General features: G+C 42.3%; 20 protein-coding genes and 2 pseudogenes. 10 read left to right on the top strand and 12 right to left on the bottom strand.

Annotated features, from left to right (window positions below; translation table 11 throughout):
* From ACTHOQ_RS05755 to ACTHOQ_RS05745, 3 genes are read left to right on the top strand one after another with little or no spacing between them, the layout of a single operon-like run.
* Positions 1-435 (top strand): MarR family winged helix-turn-helix transcriptional regulator, encoded by a 435-nt coding sequence (locus tag ACTHOQ_RS05755; RefSeq protein WP_440494767.1) that lies wholly within the window; start codon positions 1-3, stop codon positions 433-435.
* A gap of 25 nt (positions 436-460) precedes the next feature.
* The gene (locus ACTHOQ_RS05750; protein ID WP_440494765.1) at positions 461-1399 is read left to right on the top strand and encodes a ring-cleaving dioxygenase; all 939 of its coding nucleotides are present in this window, start codon (positions 461-463) and stop codon (positions 1397-1399) included.
* Between the two features lie 13 nt (positions 1400-1412).
* Positions 1413-2468: an LLM class flavin-dependent oxidoreductase gene (locus tag ACTHOQ_RS05745; protein ID WP_440494763.1), complete on the top strand. Its 1056-nt coding sequence runs from the start codon at positions 1413-1415 to the stop codon at positions 2466-2468.
* Positions 2469-2512: 44 nt separating this feature from the next.
* Here ACTHOQ_RS05745 and ssuE read toward each other — a convergent pair whose 3' ends face one another.
* The 5 genes and pseudogenes from ssuE to ACTHOQ_RS05720 all read right to left on the bottom strand — a co-directional run bounded on the left by ssuE (position 2513) and on the right by ACTHOQ_RS05720 (position 4997).
* Positions 2513-3049, bottom strand: a complete 537-nt coding sequence (ssuE, locus tag ACTHOQ_RS05740; RefSeq protein ID WP_440494761.1) for an NADPH-dependent FMN reductase — start codon at positions 3047-3049, stop codon at positions 2513-2515.
* 244 nt (positions 3050-3293) lie between these two features.
* Positions 3294-3524, bottom strand: a complete 231-nt coding sequence (locus ACTHOQ_RS05735) for a hypothetical protein (protein WP_440494759.1) — start codon at positions 3522-3524, stop codon at positions 3294-3296.
* A gap of 69 nt (positions 3525-3593) precedes the next feature.
* Positions 3594-3704: pseudogene (locus ACTHOQ_RS05730) on the bottom strand (amidohydrolase family protein); the annotation flags it as partial.
* Positions 3705-3708: 4 nt separating this feature from the next.
* Positions 3709-3822, bottom strand: a pseudogene (locus ACTHOQ_RS05725) (amidohydrolase family protein); the annotation flags it as partial.
* A 281-nt stretch (positions 3823-4103) separates the two neighbouring features.
* Positions 4104-4997 carry a 3-hydroxyacyl-CoA dehydrogenase gene (locus ACTHOQ_RS05720; protein WP_440494757.1) on the bottom strand — a complete coding sequence of 298 codons (894 nt, stop codon included), beginning with the start codon at positions 4995-4997 and terminating at the stop codon, positions 4104-4106.
* Positions 4998-5121: 124 nt separating this feature from the next.
* On the opposite strand from ACTHOQ_RS05720, the gene ACTHOQ_RS05715 reads away from it, so the two are divergent.
* Together ACTHOQ_RS05715 and ACTHOQ_RS05710 are read left to right on the top strand one after the other, a co-directional pair.
* Positions 5122-6207, top strand: a complete 1086-nt coding sequence (locus tag ACTHOQ_RS05715; protein ID WP_440494755.1) for a response regulator transcription factor — start codon at positions 5122-5124, stop codon at positions 6205-6207.
* 158 nt (positions 6208-6365) lie between these two features.
* Complete coding sequence (locus tag ACTHOQ_RS05710; RefSeq protein WP_440494753.1) at positions 6366-6674, top strand: hypothetical protein; 309 nt, start codon at positions 6366-6368, stop codon at positions 6672-6674.
* A gap of 8 nt (positions 6675-6682) precedes the next feature.
* On the opposite strand, the gene ACTHOQ_RS05705 is transcribed toward ACTHOQ_RS05710, so the two are convergent.
* A complete protein-coding gene (locus ACTHOQ_RS05705) occupies positions 6683-7120 on the bottom strand; it encodes a hypothetical protein (RefSeq protein ID WP_440494751.1) in 438 nt (145 codons plus the stop codon).
* 77 nt (positions 7121-7197) lie between these two features.
* Here ACTHOQ_RS05705 and ACTHOQ_RS05700 point away from each other — a divergent pair, with 77 nt between their 5' ends.
* Positions 7198-7488 carry a multicopper oxidase domain-containing protein gene (locus ACTHOQ_RS05700; RefSeq protein ID WP_440494893.1) on the top strand — a complete coding sequence of 97 codons (291 nt, stop codon included), beginning with the start codon at positions 7198-7200 and terminating at the stop codon, positions 7486-7488.
* 437 nt (positions 7489-7925) lie between these two features.
* On the opposite strand, the gene ACTHOQ_RS05695 is transcribed toward ACTHOQ_RS05700, so the two are convergent.
* Both ACTHOQ_RS05695 and ACTHOQ_RS05690 read right to left on the bottom strand, forming a co-directional pair.
* Positions 7926-8600: a hypothetical protein gene (locus tag ACTHOQ_RS05695; protein WP_440494750.1), complete on the bottom strand. Its 675-nt coding sequence runs from the start codon at positions 8598-8600 to the stop codon at positions 7926-7928.
* 27 nt (positions 8601-8627) lie between these two features.
* Positions 8628-8939, bottom strand: coding sequence for a hypothetical protein (locus ACTHOQ_RS05690; protein WP_440494749.1), 312 nt, complete (start codon positions 8937-8939; stop codon positions 8628-8630).
* 685 nt (positions 8940-9624) lie between these two features.
* On the opposite strand from ACTHOQ_RS05690, the gene ACTHOQ_RS05685 reads away from it, so the two are divergent.
* Entirely contained in the window at positions 9625-10377 is a 753-nt protein-coding gene (locus ACTHOQ_RS05685; RefSeq protein WP_440494747.1) for a lysozyme inhibitor LprI family protein, read from the top strand.
* Positions 10378-10408: 31 nt separating this feature from the next.
* Positions 10409-10918: an SH3 domain-containing protein gene (locus ACTHOQ_RS05680; protein ID WP_440494745.1), complete on the top strand. Its 510-nt coding sequence runs from the start codon at positions 10409-10411 to the stop codon at positions 10916-10918.
* 211 nt (positions 10919-11129) lie between these two features.
* On the opposite strand, the gene ACTHOQ_RS05675 is transcribed toward ACTHOQ_RS05680, so the two are convergent.
* Positions 11130-11273, bottom strand: a complete 144-nt coding sequence (locus tag ACTHOQ_RS05675) for a hypothetical protein (protein ID WP_440494743.1) — start codon at positions 11271-11273, stop codon at positions 11130-11132.
* 569 nt (positions 11274-11842) lie between these two features.
* On the opposite strand from ACTHOQ_RS05675, the gene ACTHOQ_RS05670 reads away from it, so the two are divergent.
* On the top strand, positions 11843-13087 hold the full coding sequence (locus ACTHOQ_RS05670) for a GntP family permease (protein WP_440494892.1): 1245 nt from the start codon (positions 11843-11845) through the stop codon (positions 13085-13087).
* A 66-nt stretch (positions 13088-13153) separates the two neighbouring features.
* The gene (locus ACTHOQ_RS05665) at positions 13154-13909 is read left to right on the top strand and encodes an SDR family oxidoreductase (protein ID WP_440494741.1); all 756 of its coding nucleotides are present in this window, start codon (positions 13154-13156) and stop codon (positions 13907-13909) included.
* Positions 13910-14152: 243 nt separating this feature from the next.
* On the opposite strand, the gene ACTHOQ_RS05660 is transcribed toward ACTHOQ_RS05665, so the two are convergent.
* The 3 genes from ACTHOQ_RS05660 to ACTHOQ_RS05650 form a co-directional block, all read right to left on the bottom strand.
* Positions 14153-14887: a glucose 1-dehydrogenase gene (locus ACTHOQ_RS05660; protein ID WP_440494739.1), complete on the bottom strand. Its 735-nt coding sequence runs from the start codon at positions 14885-14887 to the stop codon at positions 14153-14155.
* Between the two features lie 78 nt (positions 14888-14965).
* Positions 14966-15598 carry a TetR/AcrR family transcriptional regulator gene (locus tag ACTHOQ_RS05655; protein ID WP_440494737.1) on the bottom strand — a complete coding sequence of 211 codons (633 nt, stop codon included), beginning with the start codon at positions 15596-15598 and terminating at the stop codon, positions 14966-14968.
* Between the two features lie 32 nt (positions 15599-15630).
* The gene (locus tag ACTHOQ_RS05650) at positions 15631-15999 is read right to left on the bottom strand and encodes an SLAP domain-containing protein (RefSeq protein WP_440494735.1); all 369 of its coding nucleotides are present in this window, start codon (positions 15997-15999) and stop codon (positions 15631-15633) included.
* Positions 16000-16071 lie beyond the last annotated feature (72 nt).

Genomic DNA, 16071 nt, shown 5'->3' with positions numbered 1-16071 from the left:
ATGAAAAACAATACATTAGGCTCGCTTATTTGGCTTCGTATCATGCGCTTCACCCATGAAAGCAATAACCTTTCCAATGAATTTTTAAAGCAGTTTGACTTAACGACCGCACAATTTGATGTGCTTATGCAAATATCATTGTACGAGCCGATTACACAAACGGAACTCGCCGGAAAAGCAACGGTCACGCAAGGCGGCATTTCCCGCATGCTAGCACGTCTTGAACAAGAACAGCTAATTGTCAGAAAGCAACACTGGAAAACGAAGTACATTTCCTTAACGGAACAAGGCAAAATACTTTTAAACAATGCATTTGATGCACAGCTCGCCTTTCAATCATCGTTTTTTGATGAAACATTGACGAAGGAGGAGCAAAAAACATTATACAGGCTCATATCACGCGTCCAAAAAAACAGCGGGCAGCGAAGCAACTAAACGATACCAATAGGAGGAAACCATTATGTATACAATTCCAGGACACCATCATATTTCGATGATTACAAAAAATGCCCAGCAAAATAATAGATTTTACCGTGATATTTTAGGATTGCGCCGCGTGAAAATTACCGTCAATCAAGATGATACATCGATGTATCATTTATTTTACGGAGACAAAACGGGCAGCCCCGGCACGGAGCTGTCATTTTTTGAAATTCCGCTCGTTGGACGCACACACCGAGGCACAAACTCGATTACGAAAATCGGATTAATTGTGCCATCAATGGAAAGCCTTCATTATTGGGTGAAGCGTTTTGATGAATTTGGGGTAAAGCATGAAGGAATCGCCACTTATTCGAATCGCCCTGCCCTCTTGTTTGAAGATGAAGAAGGCTTGCGCATGGCACTCCTCGCAGCCCCGAACACAAAAGTTCAGTATTGGGAAACACACGAAAAATCCTCTGTTCCTGTCGAGCATCAAATACAGGGAATGGGCACTGTCGAAATAACAGTGAAAAATATGGGCAAACTCATTCGAACATTGACTGAAATTTTCGGCTATAAAGTGAGCGCGCAAACTGAATCGACTGCCCTTCTTCAATCGATCCACGATGAGATGTTTGGCGAAATTTACATTGTCGAGCAAGACGGACCATCCGAAAAACCAGGACGCGGCAGCATTCACCATTTAGCAATCCGCGTAAAAAATGACGAAGAACTGGCATACTGGGATGAGCAAGTGAAGATGCGCGGGTTTGTTTCATCAGGCATCGTCGACCGTTTTTATTTTAAAAGCTTATATTTCCGTGAATCAAACGGCATTTTATTTGAAATCGCAACAGATGGACCAGGCTTTTTACGTGACGGGCATATTGATTCCCTCGGTGAACAGCTCGATTTACCGGATTTTTTGGAGCCAAAGCGCGTAGAAATTACAGCAAAACTGAAACCAATCATATAGGGAGGCTACAAACATGGAGCAATACCGGATCAATGAGAAAAACGGGATGGAATTTGGGCTGTACACATTAGGGGACCATATTCCGAACCCATTATCAGGGACACGCATTTCCGCACAGCAGCGCATTCAGGAAATTATCGAGGCGAGCCGATTAGCTGAGCAGGCGGGAATTGATGTGTTTGCCGTCGGGGAAAGCCATCAGAACTATTTTACAACACAGGCACATTCCGTTGTGCTCGGCGCAATTGCACAGGCAACGAAAAGCATTAAACTGGCAAGCTCTGCGACAGTATTAAGTGTGGCGGATCCAGTACGTGTTTACGAGGATTTCGCAACTATTGATCTAATTTCGAATGGTCGTGCCGAAATCGTTGCAGGCCGCGGTTCACGGGTCGGAGCACATGAACTGTTCGGTGTGAGTCTGCGTGATTACGAAGAAATATTTGAGGAAAAGCTAGCTTTATTAAAGCAATTAAATGACAATTCAGTTGTGAACTACAACGGAAAATTCCGTCCTGCTTTAAAGGACGCTCATATATTACCGCAGCCTTTAAATGGTTCGATTCCTATTTGGCGTGCTGTTGGCGGACCACCCGGAAGTGCGATTAAAGCAGGCTATATGGGTATTCCGATGATGCTGACAACATTGGGCGGACCTTCGATTAACTTTAAAGCTTCTGTCGATGCATACCGCGAAGCAGCAGATCGCAGCGGTTTTGATGCGGCTTCATTGCCGATTGCAACGACGAGTCTGTTTTATGTAGCGGAGACGGAAAAAGAAGCGGTTGACGGGATGCACCCGCATTTGAGCGGCGGTTTCCAGGCAATTCGCGGTCAAGGCTATCCGCGCTGGCAAGTCGAGGATGCACCAAAAGTTGAAGATGCGCTTATGGTAGGCAGCCCGGACCAAATTATCGAAAAAATGCTGTATCAATACGAGCTGTTTGGCATGCAGCGCTTTATGGCACAAATCGATTTTGGCGGTGTGCCGTTTGATAAAGTGATGAAGAATATCGAGATTATCGGCAATGACATTATTCCGGCGATTAAAAAGTATACAGCGAAGTAAATGCGAAAAGAGTGTCCAAGTAAATATGGGCACTCTTTTGCTCCTCATTGCACATGAAATTCTTTTCTTGGAATAACGTTTTCCAGCACCTTTTCAATCCGATTCACTGCAGCTTCGTCCAACGTAAAGCCGTTTTCTGTTCTCGTCACTTGTGAATCGACAATATAAATCGGATTCGCAATCGTTGTAGCGCCTAAAATGGATAGTACAGGCTTCAAGGAATACTCTAAAGCTAATAAATGGGCAATCGATCCGCCAATCGCTACTGGTACGGCAATTTTGTTTTCCAACCCTTTTTGCGGCAATAAATCGATGAATGTTTTTAAAATCCCTGTATACGAGCCTTTAAAAATCGGCGTCAGAAAAAATACGATGTCCGCCTCCCCGACTTTTACGATTTCATTTGCAATCGCTTCACTTGCATAATTGGCCGTAATTAAATGTTGTGCAGGCAGTTGATGCACTTGGATTGCTTCGAGGCAAATGCCTTGCTCCTCCAACAATGTTTCGATGTATTGCTGAATGCCTGTCAACCGCGACTTGATGCTATTGCCGCCATTAATAATAATCGCTTTCGTCATATTGCATATCCTCCCCATCTGTTATTAAGCATAGTAAGTTGATGCTTATTGCAGCCTTAATTCTCCCTCCGCCTTTAAAAGAGGCGGAATTTTCTTTCATTTAAGGAAATCTTAATTCGTTAGTTTACAGATGCATGCAATTAAAGTCAATAGTTAATTTCAATAATTCTTACTGGAATAGTATGTTTAGAGAAGTATGAAAAAAAACCGCTATTCTCATAGCAGTTTTCTGGTAATGAAACGATTAATATTGATTCATTACTTGGTAGTAGAAATAAAGCTGATAAAAAGCTGGTGTTAGCAAGGCAAAAGCAAGCGATAATACTGCTGCCCACTTGGATAGCTTTATGCGACGCTCATCTCCGCTTTTCAAATGCTGGAAAAACGAAAGCGAAAAGTACAGGCAGCTTAATAGGAAAACCGGTGTAACAAAGGATATCCATAATGCTGAACTGAATTGATTGGCCATTTCCATAAAATCACCTCAACATTTATTATACATTAATTCCCATAGGATTTTTACATAAATTGAAAATCGGTTATTTCATGGCGCATTTATATAGAGGATCTTATCGACCGCCTGTTCATCAAACAGCTGCTTAATTAATTCAAGATCGTTAAACTTAAAAGGTCTTCTTGCTCTTGTGGAAGGCAAAATGCGCCGTTTCCAGATTATAATCGTTTACCGTATAGCTGGGCGGCAAATAACCTTCGTTTTCGATAACCGGAAAATCAAAATCAATAATATGAAAATGGGCATCAAAAATTCTCACGACAATCCCCCCTTCTTTCCTTCATCGTATCAGTTTTTATCCATCAATATAATTAGAGGTCATTATTCCAAGGGCATAAGTATTTCTAATTAAATGAATAGAAGGATAGTAAATCGCACCATGAAATTGAAAGTGGGTGAGCTCCTTTTTCGCTGTTACAGCTATTCCTGCGTCTTTAACAAAGGAATTGATTCAGTTTCTTTTCAAGAATTTCACGCCAATTTTTTAAAATCCCCAACAAAAAACGCGCACCTTTTTTTCGGATGCGCGTTTTTTCACTATTAGTTTGATTTTAAAAAATTCGGATCCATATAGGCAGGGTTTGGGTATTTGTAGAAGCCTTCGCCTGTTGAAATTCCCATTTTCCCTTGATCAATCATTTCACGCTTAATTTTTTCGGCTGCTAATTTCGCATTCGGGTCATGCTCTGCACGCATTAAATTCAAGTTGTACGGTGTTTCCATTCCTACAATATCGTATATCGCGAATGGTCCGCGCGGTGAGCCTGTTGAAATCATCCAGTTTTTATCGATTGTCTGCGGATCCGCAATATCCTTCACCCAAAGCTCCATTGCCGCAGTTAAAAATGGCACTAATAAGGAATTTAAAATATAGCCAGGCTGCTCTTTTTTCAGCACGAATGGAATCATGCCGATTGCGCGTGCGAAGTCTGCCACTTGTTCCACATATTGTGCATCAGTGCCAGGGTGCCCCATCACCTCTCCTGTATTGTTTTGCCAAATTGAGTTCGCAAAGTGCAATGCAAGGAATTTTTCGGGACGGCCTGTAAACTCCGCAAATTGGCTCGGCAATAATGTTGACGAGTTTGATGCGAACACTGTTTTTTCAGGTGCAACTTTCCCCAGGTTTTCATAGAAACCTTGTTTAATTTCAATGCGTTCAGGCACTGCTTCAACAACGAGATCCGCATCTTTTGTCGCCTCGCCTAAATCTGTGAAAAATTGAAGACTTAAGTAGGCTTTTTCAGCACGGTCTGCATCATTGAAATACTCGGCATACGTAGTTTTCAATGTTGCCATACGCTCTTTTGCTGTCGCAATTGCCGCATCATTAATATCGTAAACATTTACATTGAAGCCGAAAAATGCGGATTGGAATGCGATTTGGCTTCCTAAAACACCACTGCCTGCGATTGTTACATTTTTGAAATTCATCGGAATCTCTCCTTTTTTAAGTAAGAATTATTTCTACCTTTATTTTAAAGCGTTTTATTGGCATAATATACATATAAAGGAATGTATATTTAAAAATAAATAACATACAAATGTAGGTGAAATGATGGCATCTGACCAGTTTCCATATTTATTGTTTTTAAAAATGTACCGAAGCGATCTGCAAAAGGAAGCGACGACGTACATTGAGAGTATTCCCGATTTAACCATAAATGAAAAGCGGCAATTTCATTTAATCGCTATTTCCTTCATTCAATTTTTGGCAAGTCAAATGAAGCAGCAGCAAGTTCATGTGGAAGCATTGCAATATTGGGTGCGCATGCATCAGCATAGCCTGCCTGTGGAAAAAGCAAGCCATTTCCCAAAGGCGATCGAGCATGTATTAAGAACTGTTTTAAAGACAATCGGGCATTCGAATACTGAGCAAATACTGCATACGCATGAGACGATCATGGAGCAAAGCATGCATTCGTTTATGCATTTACTTGAACAGCCATTAGCGGCAATCGAGCTTTCAACACCGTCCTTTAAGCAGTTGGATGCGTTCAGTATGGAGCTTATCCAGCTAAATGGCACGGAAGATTTGCCGCTCGTCCTAGTAAAAGCGGAAGAAATTTTTCAGTTTAAACGCTGTGTCTTTTATAGCTATAATCCGTGGCTCAATGAATTTTCCGGCGTCATTGGTCTAGAATTGCCGAAAATTCAGCGTATGCAGGGTAATATTGACATTGAACCGGTTTTTGCATTGAAAAAGCCTGTATTTTTAAAAGAGCCCGCGCCTTACGTACAGCAAGTGGCAATTGATTTATTTAATTTATCGTCGGTTATTTTTATTCCGATTGAGTTTGAGCAGCAGCTATATGGCTGGATATCATTCGATCAAATCGGCGAACCATTTGACTGTGATAACGAAAAACTATATTTGCTGGAGCAGGCAGGTCATCGGCTAGGCATGTATTTGGCCCGCAAACAGCTGCGCAATCATTTAAATCACCGTCTGCAAATGAGCGAAAAAGAATTTACAATTTTATATTTGCTTGCGGAAGGCTATAAAAATAAGGAAATTGCTGAAGTGCTGTTTTTAAGCGAATTTACGGTGCGCGATTATGTACAAAAACTGATGGAGAAGCTTCAGGCAAAAAACCGCACCCAAATTATCTCGACCGCCTTTCGTATGGGGCTGGTGGAATAGAGGCTATGGATTAACAAATGCGATGGACGCTTTTTATCGGGATGGATTTTATTTTGCAATGAATTCGTGTGGAAATTTGCTTATGAAACAAGTCCTGGCTTTTTTCCTTTTCGTTCGATGCAAATATATTTTAATTGAAGATATAGTGGGATGAATTTTTGAGGAAATATTTTTTAAGTCCAGGAATATTGCTGCTTGCGGCAGTAGCGGTTTTTTTATTTTACTTTAAACAGCCAGTTTCAATTACAGCATTGTTACCTGCTGATATTGCCGGTGATGAATTGGATTCTGCCGCACTCTTTGAAGTGGAAACGATCAGCTTTAACGAAGAACAAAACGATCGTTCAAATATGCTTTTTATTGACTTGGATAAAGAAGTGATTTTAATCGAGGATAAAGGAAAGCTCGAATCATTTACGGTAATGGATGCGAGCGAAATTTTGGTGTTTGTATATAGTTCAGATTGAAGCCGTCATTAAAAGCTCGCCTTGCCACATTGGTGGAAGACGAGCTTTGCTATATCACTTTTTTTCGTGATTAAGTAGCGATTATCCTTTATCTCGTAATCGCCAAATTTCCTGCTTAAATAAACGGATTCAACCATCTTATTCCCATCCGCGAATACGAGCAGAAATTCCGTTTCCATCACATCGATACTGCTGAAGCGAATGTCGATCGCCATCGTGTCTTCAATCACTCCGGTCGTCGTGTACGGTCCAAACACATCGGCTTTTTGCCATTGGAAATTTGCGAACTGCGTTAAATCGATTTCCGTCACTCCCTGTTCGAGCAGCTCGTATAGTTCCGCTTTTGATATGGAGTTTTTTTCCGCCTTAAACGCCCACACTATTAATAAGCCGACAACGGCAATAACTGGTATAGCAAGAGTAAGATTTTTCTTCAAATTCTTCACAGTAATTCGCCCCCTTTTTAATTGTTACGCAATCCCGCATAAAAAGTTCCATTTACATAATATGAAAACAGGTTAATCTGCAAAAGGTAAGCTCCTCTATCGGTCGCTGCTACCCTTTAACGGAGCCTTTACTAGTGAACTTCGGGGATACGGTTAACGTGCGTTTTGGCAACATTCAAATGAACCACCACCCGATTCATTTGCATGGACATCAGTTTAAAGTGGCTGGTGCGGACGGCTTCCCGATTGAACTTCAAACACAAATTTATAAAAATACAATCCTTGGGCTCACCACCAAAAATGCGGATGACAATACTAAATGTCAGAGAAGTTGTTTGGAATGGAGCGGAAGAGGGTGTGCGTGCTGAAGGTTCCACCTTTCGCACTGAAAAAACATCAGATGACGGCTTGAGCCTTTCGCTACAAGATTTTCTCTGTGATGAAAGCATTAGCGACAGTCACAAGTATGCTTTCAGCGGGAATAGCATATTATTTTGCGACGAAAGCGATGCGGCAGGAGCACCGAGGGAGAGACGCTCATGTAGAGCAATGCCCTCGGAAAGAATCCGACCCGCAACGGAAGTCGACTCCATATTATGGTGATGAACCCCTTTTAAAGCAAAAATGCTATATACACCCCTATTTAAAAAGCGATTGCATATTGAGGATTTTTCCCCCTATTCGCTTAGAAACTAGAAAATTATTCAGATTTAAAGGGATGCTACTTCTTTATGAAAAAGACATCACTTCCCGCCAGCTGACGGAAGGGATGTCTTTTCCTAATTCGAACTATCCGGCAAAACGTCTATTTCTTGCCTGTCTGATCAACGGCCAGTTGCAGTGCTTCTAGCGGATCTGCTGTTTTTTGATCGATTGTATACACTTTATTTCCTTGCTGCCATTGAATAAGTGTTTCAGGATGCTGGCGGAAACCGTTTATCTGGATAAGACCGTGCTGATCCGGAGGCGGCAAAAAATGTTCTTCCAAATACGCTACGACAGTCTTCGCCAATGATTCCGCATTTCCATACCCGTCTATTGCATATTCGGGGTCGGATGGGAAGTTCACCTCAATCAGCCAGTTGCCTTCATTCCAGGAGATGTATTGATGTCCTGCCGCTCCTTCGGCAAAGCCTTTAATACCATAGCCCAACTCCACATTCGTCTGGTCTATCACTGCATACTTTTCAATTGCATTGACAGCTTCCTTTTCGCTCGCATAGCTTTGTTCCTTCACCGGACCTGCCTTTTGACCGGAAGTGGCGTTTTCGTCGCTGCCGCTTTCACTGCCATCCTTGCTTGCAGTATCGTCAGCTTCATTGTCCTGACTGCTGTCTTTAGCCGCCGTTCCTTCCGTGCCGGCGCTTCCTGTTTGTTCTGTTGGCACCGGGCTGTCCGGCTGTATTTGATCACGGTCTTGACAGGCAGCCAGCACCCCTGCCACAAGTAGAACGATAGCAAAATTGATTTTTTTCATCATCGCAAATTCCTCCTTACTCTCAACTTATTATTCCCTTTTTCCCCTGCATGGAATCCTGCTTCGGTTGTTCGAATAATTAGTCGTTTTATGAGATCGAAAAGTTACAAAATTTTTAGCTGTATAAAAGTTTGGGCAGAACTCGCCGAACATTTTTACGATATTCTGAATTGTCTCCGTCTGGTTTATAAGTATCTGCAGTTCACCCATATTTTCATTCATTTGGTGCACAATCTGATTGATCGTCGGCGCTACTTTAATAATGACCTGGATTTCCCCAATTGCGCCTACAACAGGGGTATAAGTCGCTTCCAGCCAGACCGTTTTTCCTTGCTTCGTCACCCACCGGATTTTGTCCTGAAGCGAATTTCAGCTCTGCAGGCTATTCCTGAAGGCCTTGTATTCAGGGCTGTGGACAAATTCGGGTGCACAGAAATTGCTGGGATGTATGTCCGCCAAATTTTCTATATTATATCCTATCGCCTTTGCAAAGCTACCGTTTTCCCGCAACACATATCTTGAGGATTGAATTCGATGATGGTCGATGATTGTTCTAAGCCAGCAAACCCAGCATTCTGATCTTGCGCTAGGCTGCTTTATGAAACGCTTCGAGAAAAATAGCTTATCGCAATATGTTTGTCTCCATCTCAAATCATATATTTTTGAACCCAACTAACTTGCTAAGTGTAACAAAAACATGGATTTACGTCATTTTCTTGTTATTTATTTCTTTTTTTATTTTTAAAGCAAGCTTTTCCTGAAATTAAAGTATACAAACGCATACAATGAAATGACCAAACAATAAGTATAGTGCTACATATTTCACATTACCTGTACTTTTTTGTAACTCTTTCCATGTAAAGACGTCAAATTAAGAGGATACGCTATTTAGAAATGGCAAAAATAAGCAATGCCATTCAATATCAGATGCGGTTTTGGTATAAAAGTACAAATATTCTATCTGGCTACTTAAAAGCAAAACTGCGGCTCTATATTAAATAGCGCGCCGGAAAGAGGAGTGAAGAAAATGCATTTAAAAAAAATGGTCTGCCTATCCGTTTTTTGTCTAATGCTGACTGGCTGCGGGAATGAAAATACCGAACAGGCAAAGGAAGTAGAGGAAGAAACAGCAGCGCCAGAAACTTCAATAGACGAAAAAGCAGGTCTTCCATTAGAAGATGAACAGGCGTTGAATGAGGTAAAAGCGGCAAGAGACAATGCCGACTGGGAAGGCGTGCTGGAAAAAGCACATGCTCTGCTGGAAAATGCCTCATTGGACGACAGCACTAGAACCGAGCTGGAGGAAATGATTGTTGAGGCGGAAACGGAAATCAACAATAGCATCAGAGAGAATTTCGAGCAGAATTCCAGCAAAGCAGATGAGGCAGGCAACCCGCACCCTGACAGCGGATCCGAAGGCGGCTCAAAGGAAACATATTTGATGAAACTGGCTGCGGTCGAAAAAGAGGTGCAAGCGATGGAGGACCCGGCAAAGCTCGTGACACAGGCAGAAATGACCGAGGCTCAGGGCAATATATACGCGAAATGGGATGAAATATTGAATGAAATCTACGGGGAGCTTAAAAAACAGCTCTCTGGCAATGACATGAACAAGCTGAGAGATGAGCAGCGCCAATGGATCCAGGACCGCGATGAACAAGCGAAAGAAGCTGCTAAAAAATTCGAAGGCGGCTCAATGGAAACGCTGGAATATGTCAGCACACAGGCGAAACTAACTGAAGAACGGGCATATGAATTAGTAAAGACGTATATGAAATAAAATAGAAGGACAAAAAAATGGAGGATCTATTATGAAAAAATTAACCATGCTGTTCATAGCACTTGTTTTTATAGGCAGTATTTTCGTCATCAGCAATGAAAATGCACAAGCCGCGGACTTTGAAAAGGCTTCTGCAAAAAAAACCGTACTCGTGAAGTCTGCGCCGGGTGAATCGTATAAAACGCTCGGAAAAATCAAAGCGAAAACTTCTGTGAAAGTATACGGCGGTGTTCCGATCGGCAAAGATCAGGAAGATGCAGCTTCCGCTGACCAATACGGCTGGTCAAAAATTATGTACAACGGCAAATACGCCTATGTCCCGACACATGAACTGAAGTTCGAGCATCCATCTGCATGGACACCGGGCGTGAAAGCGAAAGCCATCGCCGACATCAAGGAACAGTTTGTTTCCAAAAACGATAAAATCCGGCTGGTATACGATGGCAATTCCTATTATGAACTGTTTATCCAAAAGGATGGCAAAGGCGAATACCAGTATTTAGTGTATATCAACTGCAAAACCGGCTGGTGGCACGGCTGATTCCATACTGTGAAAATTCAGTCGTAACACAGCTTTAGGTATTTCCCCCGTTCCAAAAACATCCGTTTGCTTATTTACTCGTAAGCATGCGGATGCAAATTAATATAATTCCCCAAACATTTAGCCTAAATAGATTTTATCAAGACGAAAGACGTACGGAAACCAGTGTGCCTCGACCGACTTTTACTTACCACAGGCACCCACTTGTTTTTCACTGATCGCTTTGGAAAAGGTGTTCGAAATGACCCTGGACGCCTAAACATATTTTATATTCGGATTCATCGGATAGGCTAAACTCCAGGATCATCATCCCGATAAAGGTAATCGATGCCGCCGCAAGTAATATTTTCCTCATTGTGCTATCCCCCTTTCCGTCATCTCCCTCCTCTGTATCAGCTATTAGATTAAATCACTTTTCTATGCTAAAGCATTCATCCTCCCATCTACTACTTTCCTTCTATTTTTATCAAACTATAGCCATACACTGCACTTTCTGCTTATCCAAATTGCTGCAAATCGGTTCCCTTTCGGCAAACGTATAATTCCGCTAAATCGTTTAAAACTAAAAAAAGCGCAATTCCTGCTATAGAACTGCGGCCGTTTTCCGGTTATTCAATCACCCTTGCACATCATAAAAATTCTTTGTTATAAATTTTAAACGCCAGGGCACTATAGACGAGGCATGAACAGAAGCCGCAGCCTATCATTTTTATTGCCTGCCTTTCCTCTATTCCGGCTGGCAAGGCAGACTTTACAGAGCCAATCCGCTAAAAAGGAGCTGGCCATAGGAAATTGACCGTACGATACTGCCTGAAATTCAACTCGTTATCACTACATTTTTAAAAGGAGATACAGGATATGGGAACGTTAGGCATTATTATTGCCATCGTGGTCATTATATTCATGGCCGTGAAATGATTCAGTATTGTATTTATTGCTCCTGTAGCTTCGATCATCGTTATCATCACGAATGGGATGGACTTTTTTCCAAGTCTGATCGGAACGGAAGCCTCCTTTATGACAGGGCTCACAGGATTTGTTATCAACTTTTTCGCCGTATTTTTACTGGGCGCTATCTTAGCCCAGTATATTGAAAAAAGCGGCGCAGCACAAACTATCGCCCAAAAGGTCCTTTCCATTACAGGAACAGAGAAGCCTTTTTCGGTACTGGTAGCGATTTTTCTGATCAGTGCCATCTTGACCTACGGCGGTATTAGTTTATTTGTCGTGCTTTTTGTCGTTATTCCGCTGGCAAAACCGCTGTTTCAGCAGCTTAATATCGCTTGGAATCTAATTGTCCTTCCCGTTTTTTTAGGGATAGGGACGTTCACCATGACGATGCTGCCCGGTACACCCTCTATCCAGAATGTCGTACCAACGAAGTATTTAGGAACACAGTTAACAGCCGCTCCATTGATTGGCGTGATCGCTTCGATTGTGGCGGTTGGTTCTGGGCTTTGGTATATGCGCAGTGCCTTAAATAAAAGCCTGAAAAACAAAGAAGCCTTTAAAGTGGAGGATGAAAATGATAAACAAATTGAGCTAAAGGAAGAAACGCCTTCGTTCTTCTTGAGTATTTTGCCGATTTTAGTGTTGATCGTCATCATTTTTACAGGCAGCGCGATGAAAATCGATAATATCGTATTAATCGGCTTGGCAGCGGCTGTCGTTATTTCCGCCATTGTGTTCCATAAATATATTGCCTCCCATAAAAAAGCACTAAGCTTGGGCGCAAACGGCTCTATACAGCCAATCTTCTTTACAGCAGCGTCAGTGGGCTTCGGTGTTGTTATTACATTGGCGCCAGGGTTTAAAGCGATTTCAGACTTTATTCTAGGTATTCCCGGCAACCCTTTAATCAGTCTAACGATTGCTTCTTTGGCATTGGGGGCAATAACCGGCTCAGCTTCGGGCGGACTCGGGATCGCGATGGAAGCATTTGCGGAAAGTTATTTAGCGATGGGCGTAAACCCTGATGCGATGCACAGAATTTCAGCCATCGCATCCGCAGTTCTGACAGGCCTACCTCATGCGGGTGCCATTTTAACACTGTTTTCTCTAACAGGCCTGACCCATAAAAATGGATTCAAATATGCCTTCATCATCATGACCATACCGAACTTGTTAGCATTGATCGCCGCATTGATTGTCGGCATTTCCCTCTATTAACAGCCGAAGAAGCCAAAACTCCTCCAGCTTATTAATAAAATCTATATTCAGACAGGAGCCATTATCATGAAAAAACAACGCACAGTAGTAATCACGGGCGCCGCACAAGGAATCGGGTATTCTATTGCGGAAGCATTCAGCGGCAACGGGGATTTTATAGCGATCTTTGACTTAAATGAAGAGGCCGCCATCAGCGCTGCCGGAAAATTAGGAAATGCAAAAGGCTACAAGGTGAATGTGGCGCATGAGGAAAGCGTTAAAGCCGCCATGGACCAAGTGATGGCTGAACGCGGTACGGTTGACGTTGTCGTAAATAATGCAGGACTTCAATTCATCTCCCCTACACATGAGTTCCCGGAGGAAAAATGGGATTTAGTTGTCGACGTTATTCTAAAGGGGACATTCTTAGTAACCAAACATGCCCTGCCGGCAATGAGAGAACAAAAATACGGCCGCATCATCACCATCTCTTCCGGACACGGCAGAAGACCTGACCAGTATAAATCCGCTTATGTGGCAGCGAAATACGGGCAAATCGGGTTCACCAATGTGGTCGCCATGGAAAATGCGAAATTCGGCATTACAGCGAACTCAATTTTACCGGGGCCGACCCGCACAGCGCTGATCGAAAAACAGCTGCCCGTCCTTGCAGAAAAAGACGGTTCCACAGTTGAAGAAGCACTAAATAAACATATTCTAGGCGGCCAATGGCTAGGACGCCTGCTGGAGCCTTCAGAAATTGCAGCGACCGCTCTATTCTTGGCTTCGGATGGCGCAACCGCAATCACCGGTGAGGCAATCGGGGTTACCGGCGGGGAATAAGGTAAATTGGTGATCATGTGACGAATAATGGAGCAGTTGGTCTAGGCGGAATGTTCACTACCGTGAAATATAAAGAAATAAATTGACGGCTCGCATTGATCGGCAAATTATAATGTGAAATCAGGCCACTATTATGAAAGACTTCGCTTGTAATCTCCATTCGAATGTCTATATTTTTGGCAAGGCAACTATAGCAAAAAGCCTCCAAAGATGCTTTATCGCTCTTTAGAGGCTTTGACTGTTTTATTGTGCTGTAATACCGCCATCTACAACGAATTCCGCACCAGTAGAATAGCTTGACTCATCCGACGCTAAATAAACGACTAATTGGGAAACTTCTTCTGGTTGAGACACACGCTTAAGTGGAATGAATTTAGAAAACTCTTCAATTTGCGCTTTTGCATCCTCTTGCATGATCATTGGTGTCGCGATAACGCCAGGGTGTACAGAGTTAACACGGATGCCCATTGGCGCCAAGTTTAATGCTGCCGCCTTTGTCATTCCGCGCACTGCGAATTTCGTGTCTGTATAGCCTACTGCCCCACCAACTAAGCCGTTGATAGATGAAATGTTGACAATTGAACCACCGCCAGCTTTCATCATGGAACCTGCTACAGTTTTCATTCCTAAAAATACGGAAACTTGGTTAATGTTCACGATTTTCATATATTCATCCAAAGACATTTCCAGCATGTTTTTAGCCATGGAAATACCCGCATTGTTCACAAGCACATTAATAGGGCCAAATGTTTCTTCCGCTTTAGCGATAACGTCTGTCCAGCCTTGCTCAGAAGTTACATCTTGCTTCACGAAAATCGCATTCTCCCCCAGCTCTGCTGCAAATGCTTGTCCTTTTTCTTCATTTAAGTCTGTTAAAACAACTTTTGCACCTTGTTCTACAAATGCTTTTGCGTGTGCAGCGCCCATACCTTGAGCCGCCCCTGTAATAATTGCCACTTTACCTTCTAAACGAGACATAAAATCTCCTCCTCAAAATAATATGATAGTTGACTATCACTTATGCAATTATTAGCTTAACAATGTTTCTTTTATTCGTCAATTATCCGCTCTTATATATTGTAAAAACATTTCCTTCAACAGCCCGAGCTGCTTTTCCGGCAGCAATTCCACCGGTAATGCCGGATCATGGACTGTCAATGAAGATTCTACTGTAAAATGGCTCATATTTTGGACAACCGTAAGAATATATAGATTGACATCGATATCTGACCGTATGGAAAGATCCTCCCTTCCTTTCGCTGCAATATTTATCAGAACATTTGCCATCTCACGGCGAGCCTTCATAAATTCCTCAAATTCATAGCTATCCTTCGACATAGGCTTATATGCTTCAAAAGCTTTGAAAAACTTTATGAATTGATGCTGCGGATCATTGCTTAAGTCCATGTAATAAGTCAAAATACGCTCGATTTGCTCATATGCAGTATCGGATTCGCCTGCGATGGCCTCGATTGATGCGGTCATCTCATTTGTTATCTCATTATTCACGGCCAGCACCAATAATTCTTTGTTGGCAAAATAGCGGTATAAGGTCGCTATCCCTATGCCGACCTTTTTTGCGACGTCCTGCAGTTGAACTTGCTGAATCCCGTCTTTTAAAATTAATTCCTTTGCCGCCTGTATTATATTCGTTCGGCGTTCCAATTTTTTTTGTTCTCGTTTATTCAATGTTTTCTCCTCGGTTTAATTAATAATATGCTTTATTTGATTTCGACCTGCAAAATTTCCATAAGTAAAAAATCGCTGCTATCGTCGAAAATAAATGTCCATGGCATCGAGGTATACGGAGGAACCGCGAGTGCCGGAATCGTAAATTTTTGCGCTATTTCCCCATGCTGTGTTAGGCAGCTCACTTCTCTGTTTTGAAATGTAAGCAGCTCGGAAGTGTGATTATGAACGAGCGCTGTGATGAGCATTTGCCGTCTATGATTAATCGCTTTTCGTATTAAACAACAGGAGATTGCCCGTTGCTTTTCACTTTTGGAGCGATGGAATAATTGTTCAATAAACAGCCGGTCATGTTTGGAAACCGCCTTTTCCCAAGATGCTTCAAATTGGAGTGTTTGCACTGTAATATCATCTCCTTTCCTGTTTTTTAACGTAAATAAGCAATAATGCACCCTTTAATATAAAATTCGTGT

Origin of the sequence: Solibacillus silvestris, assembly GCF_051967575.1 — a bacterium.
Lineage (GTDB): Bacteria > Bacillota > Bacilli > Bacillales_A > Planococcaceae > Solibacillus > Solibacillus silvestris_B.
Note: the sequence above shows the minus strand (reverse complement) of the source record. Positions and strands in the feature narration are given on the sequence as shown.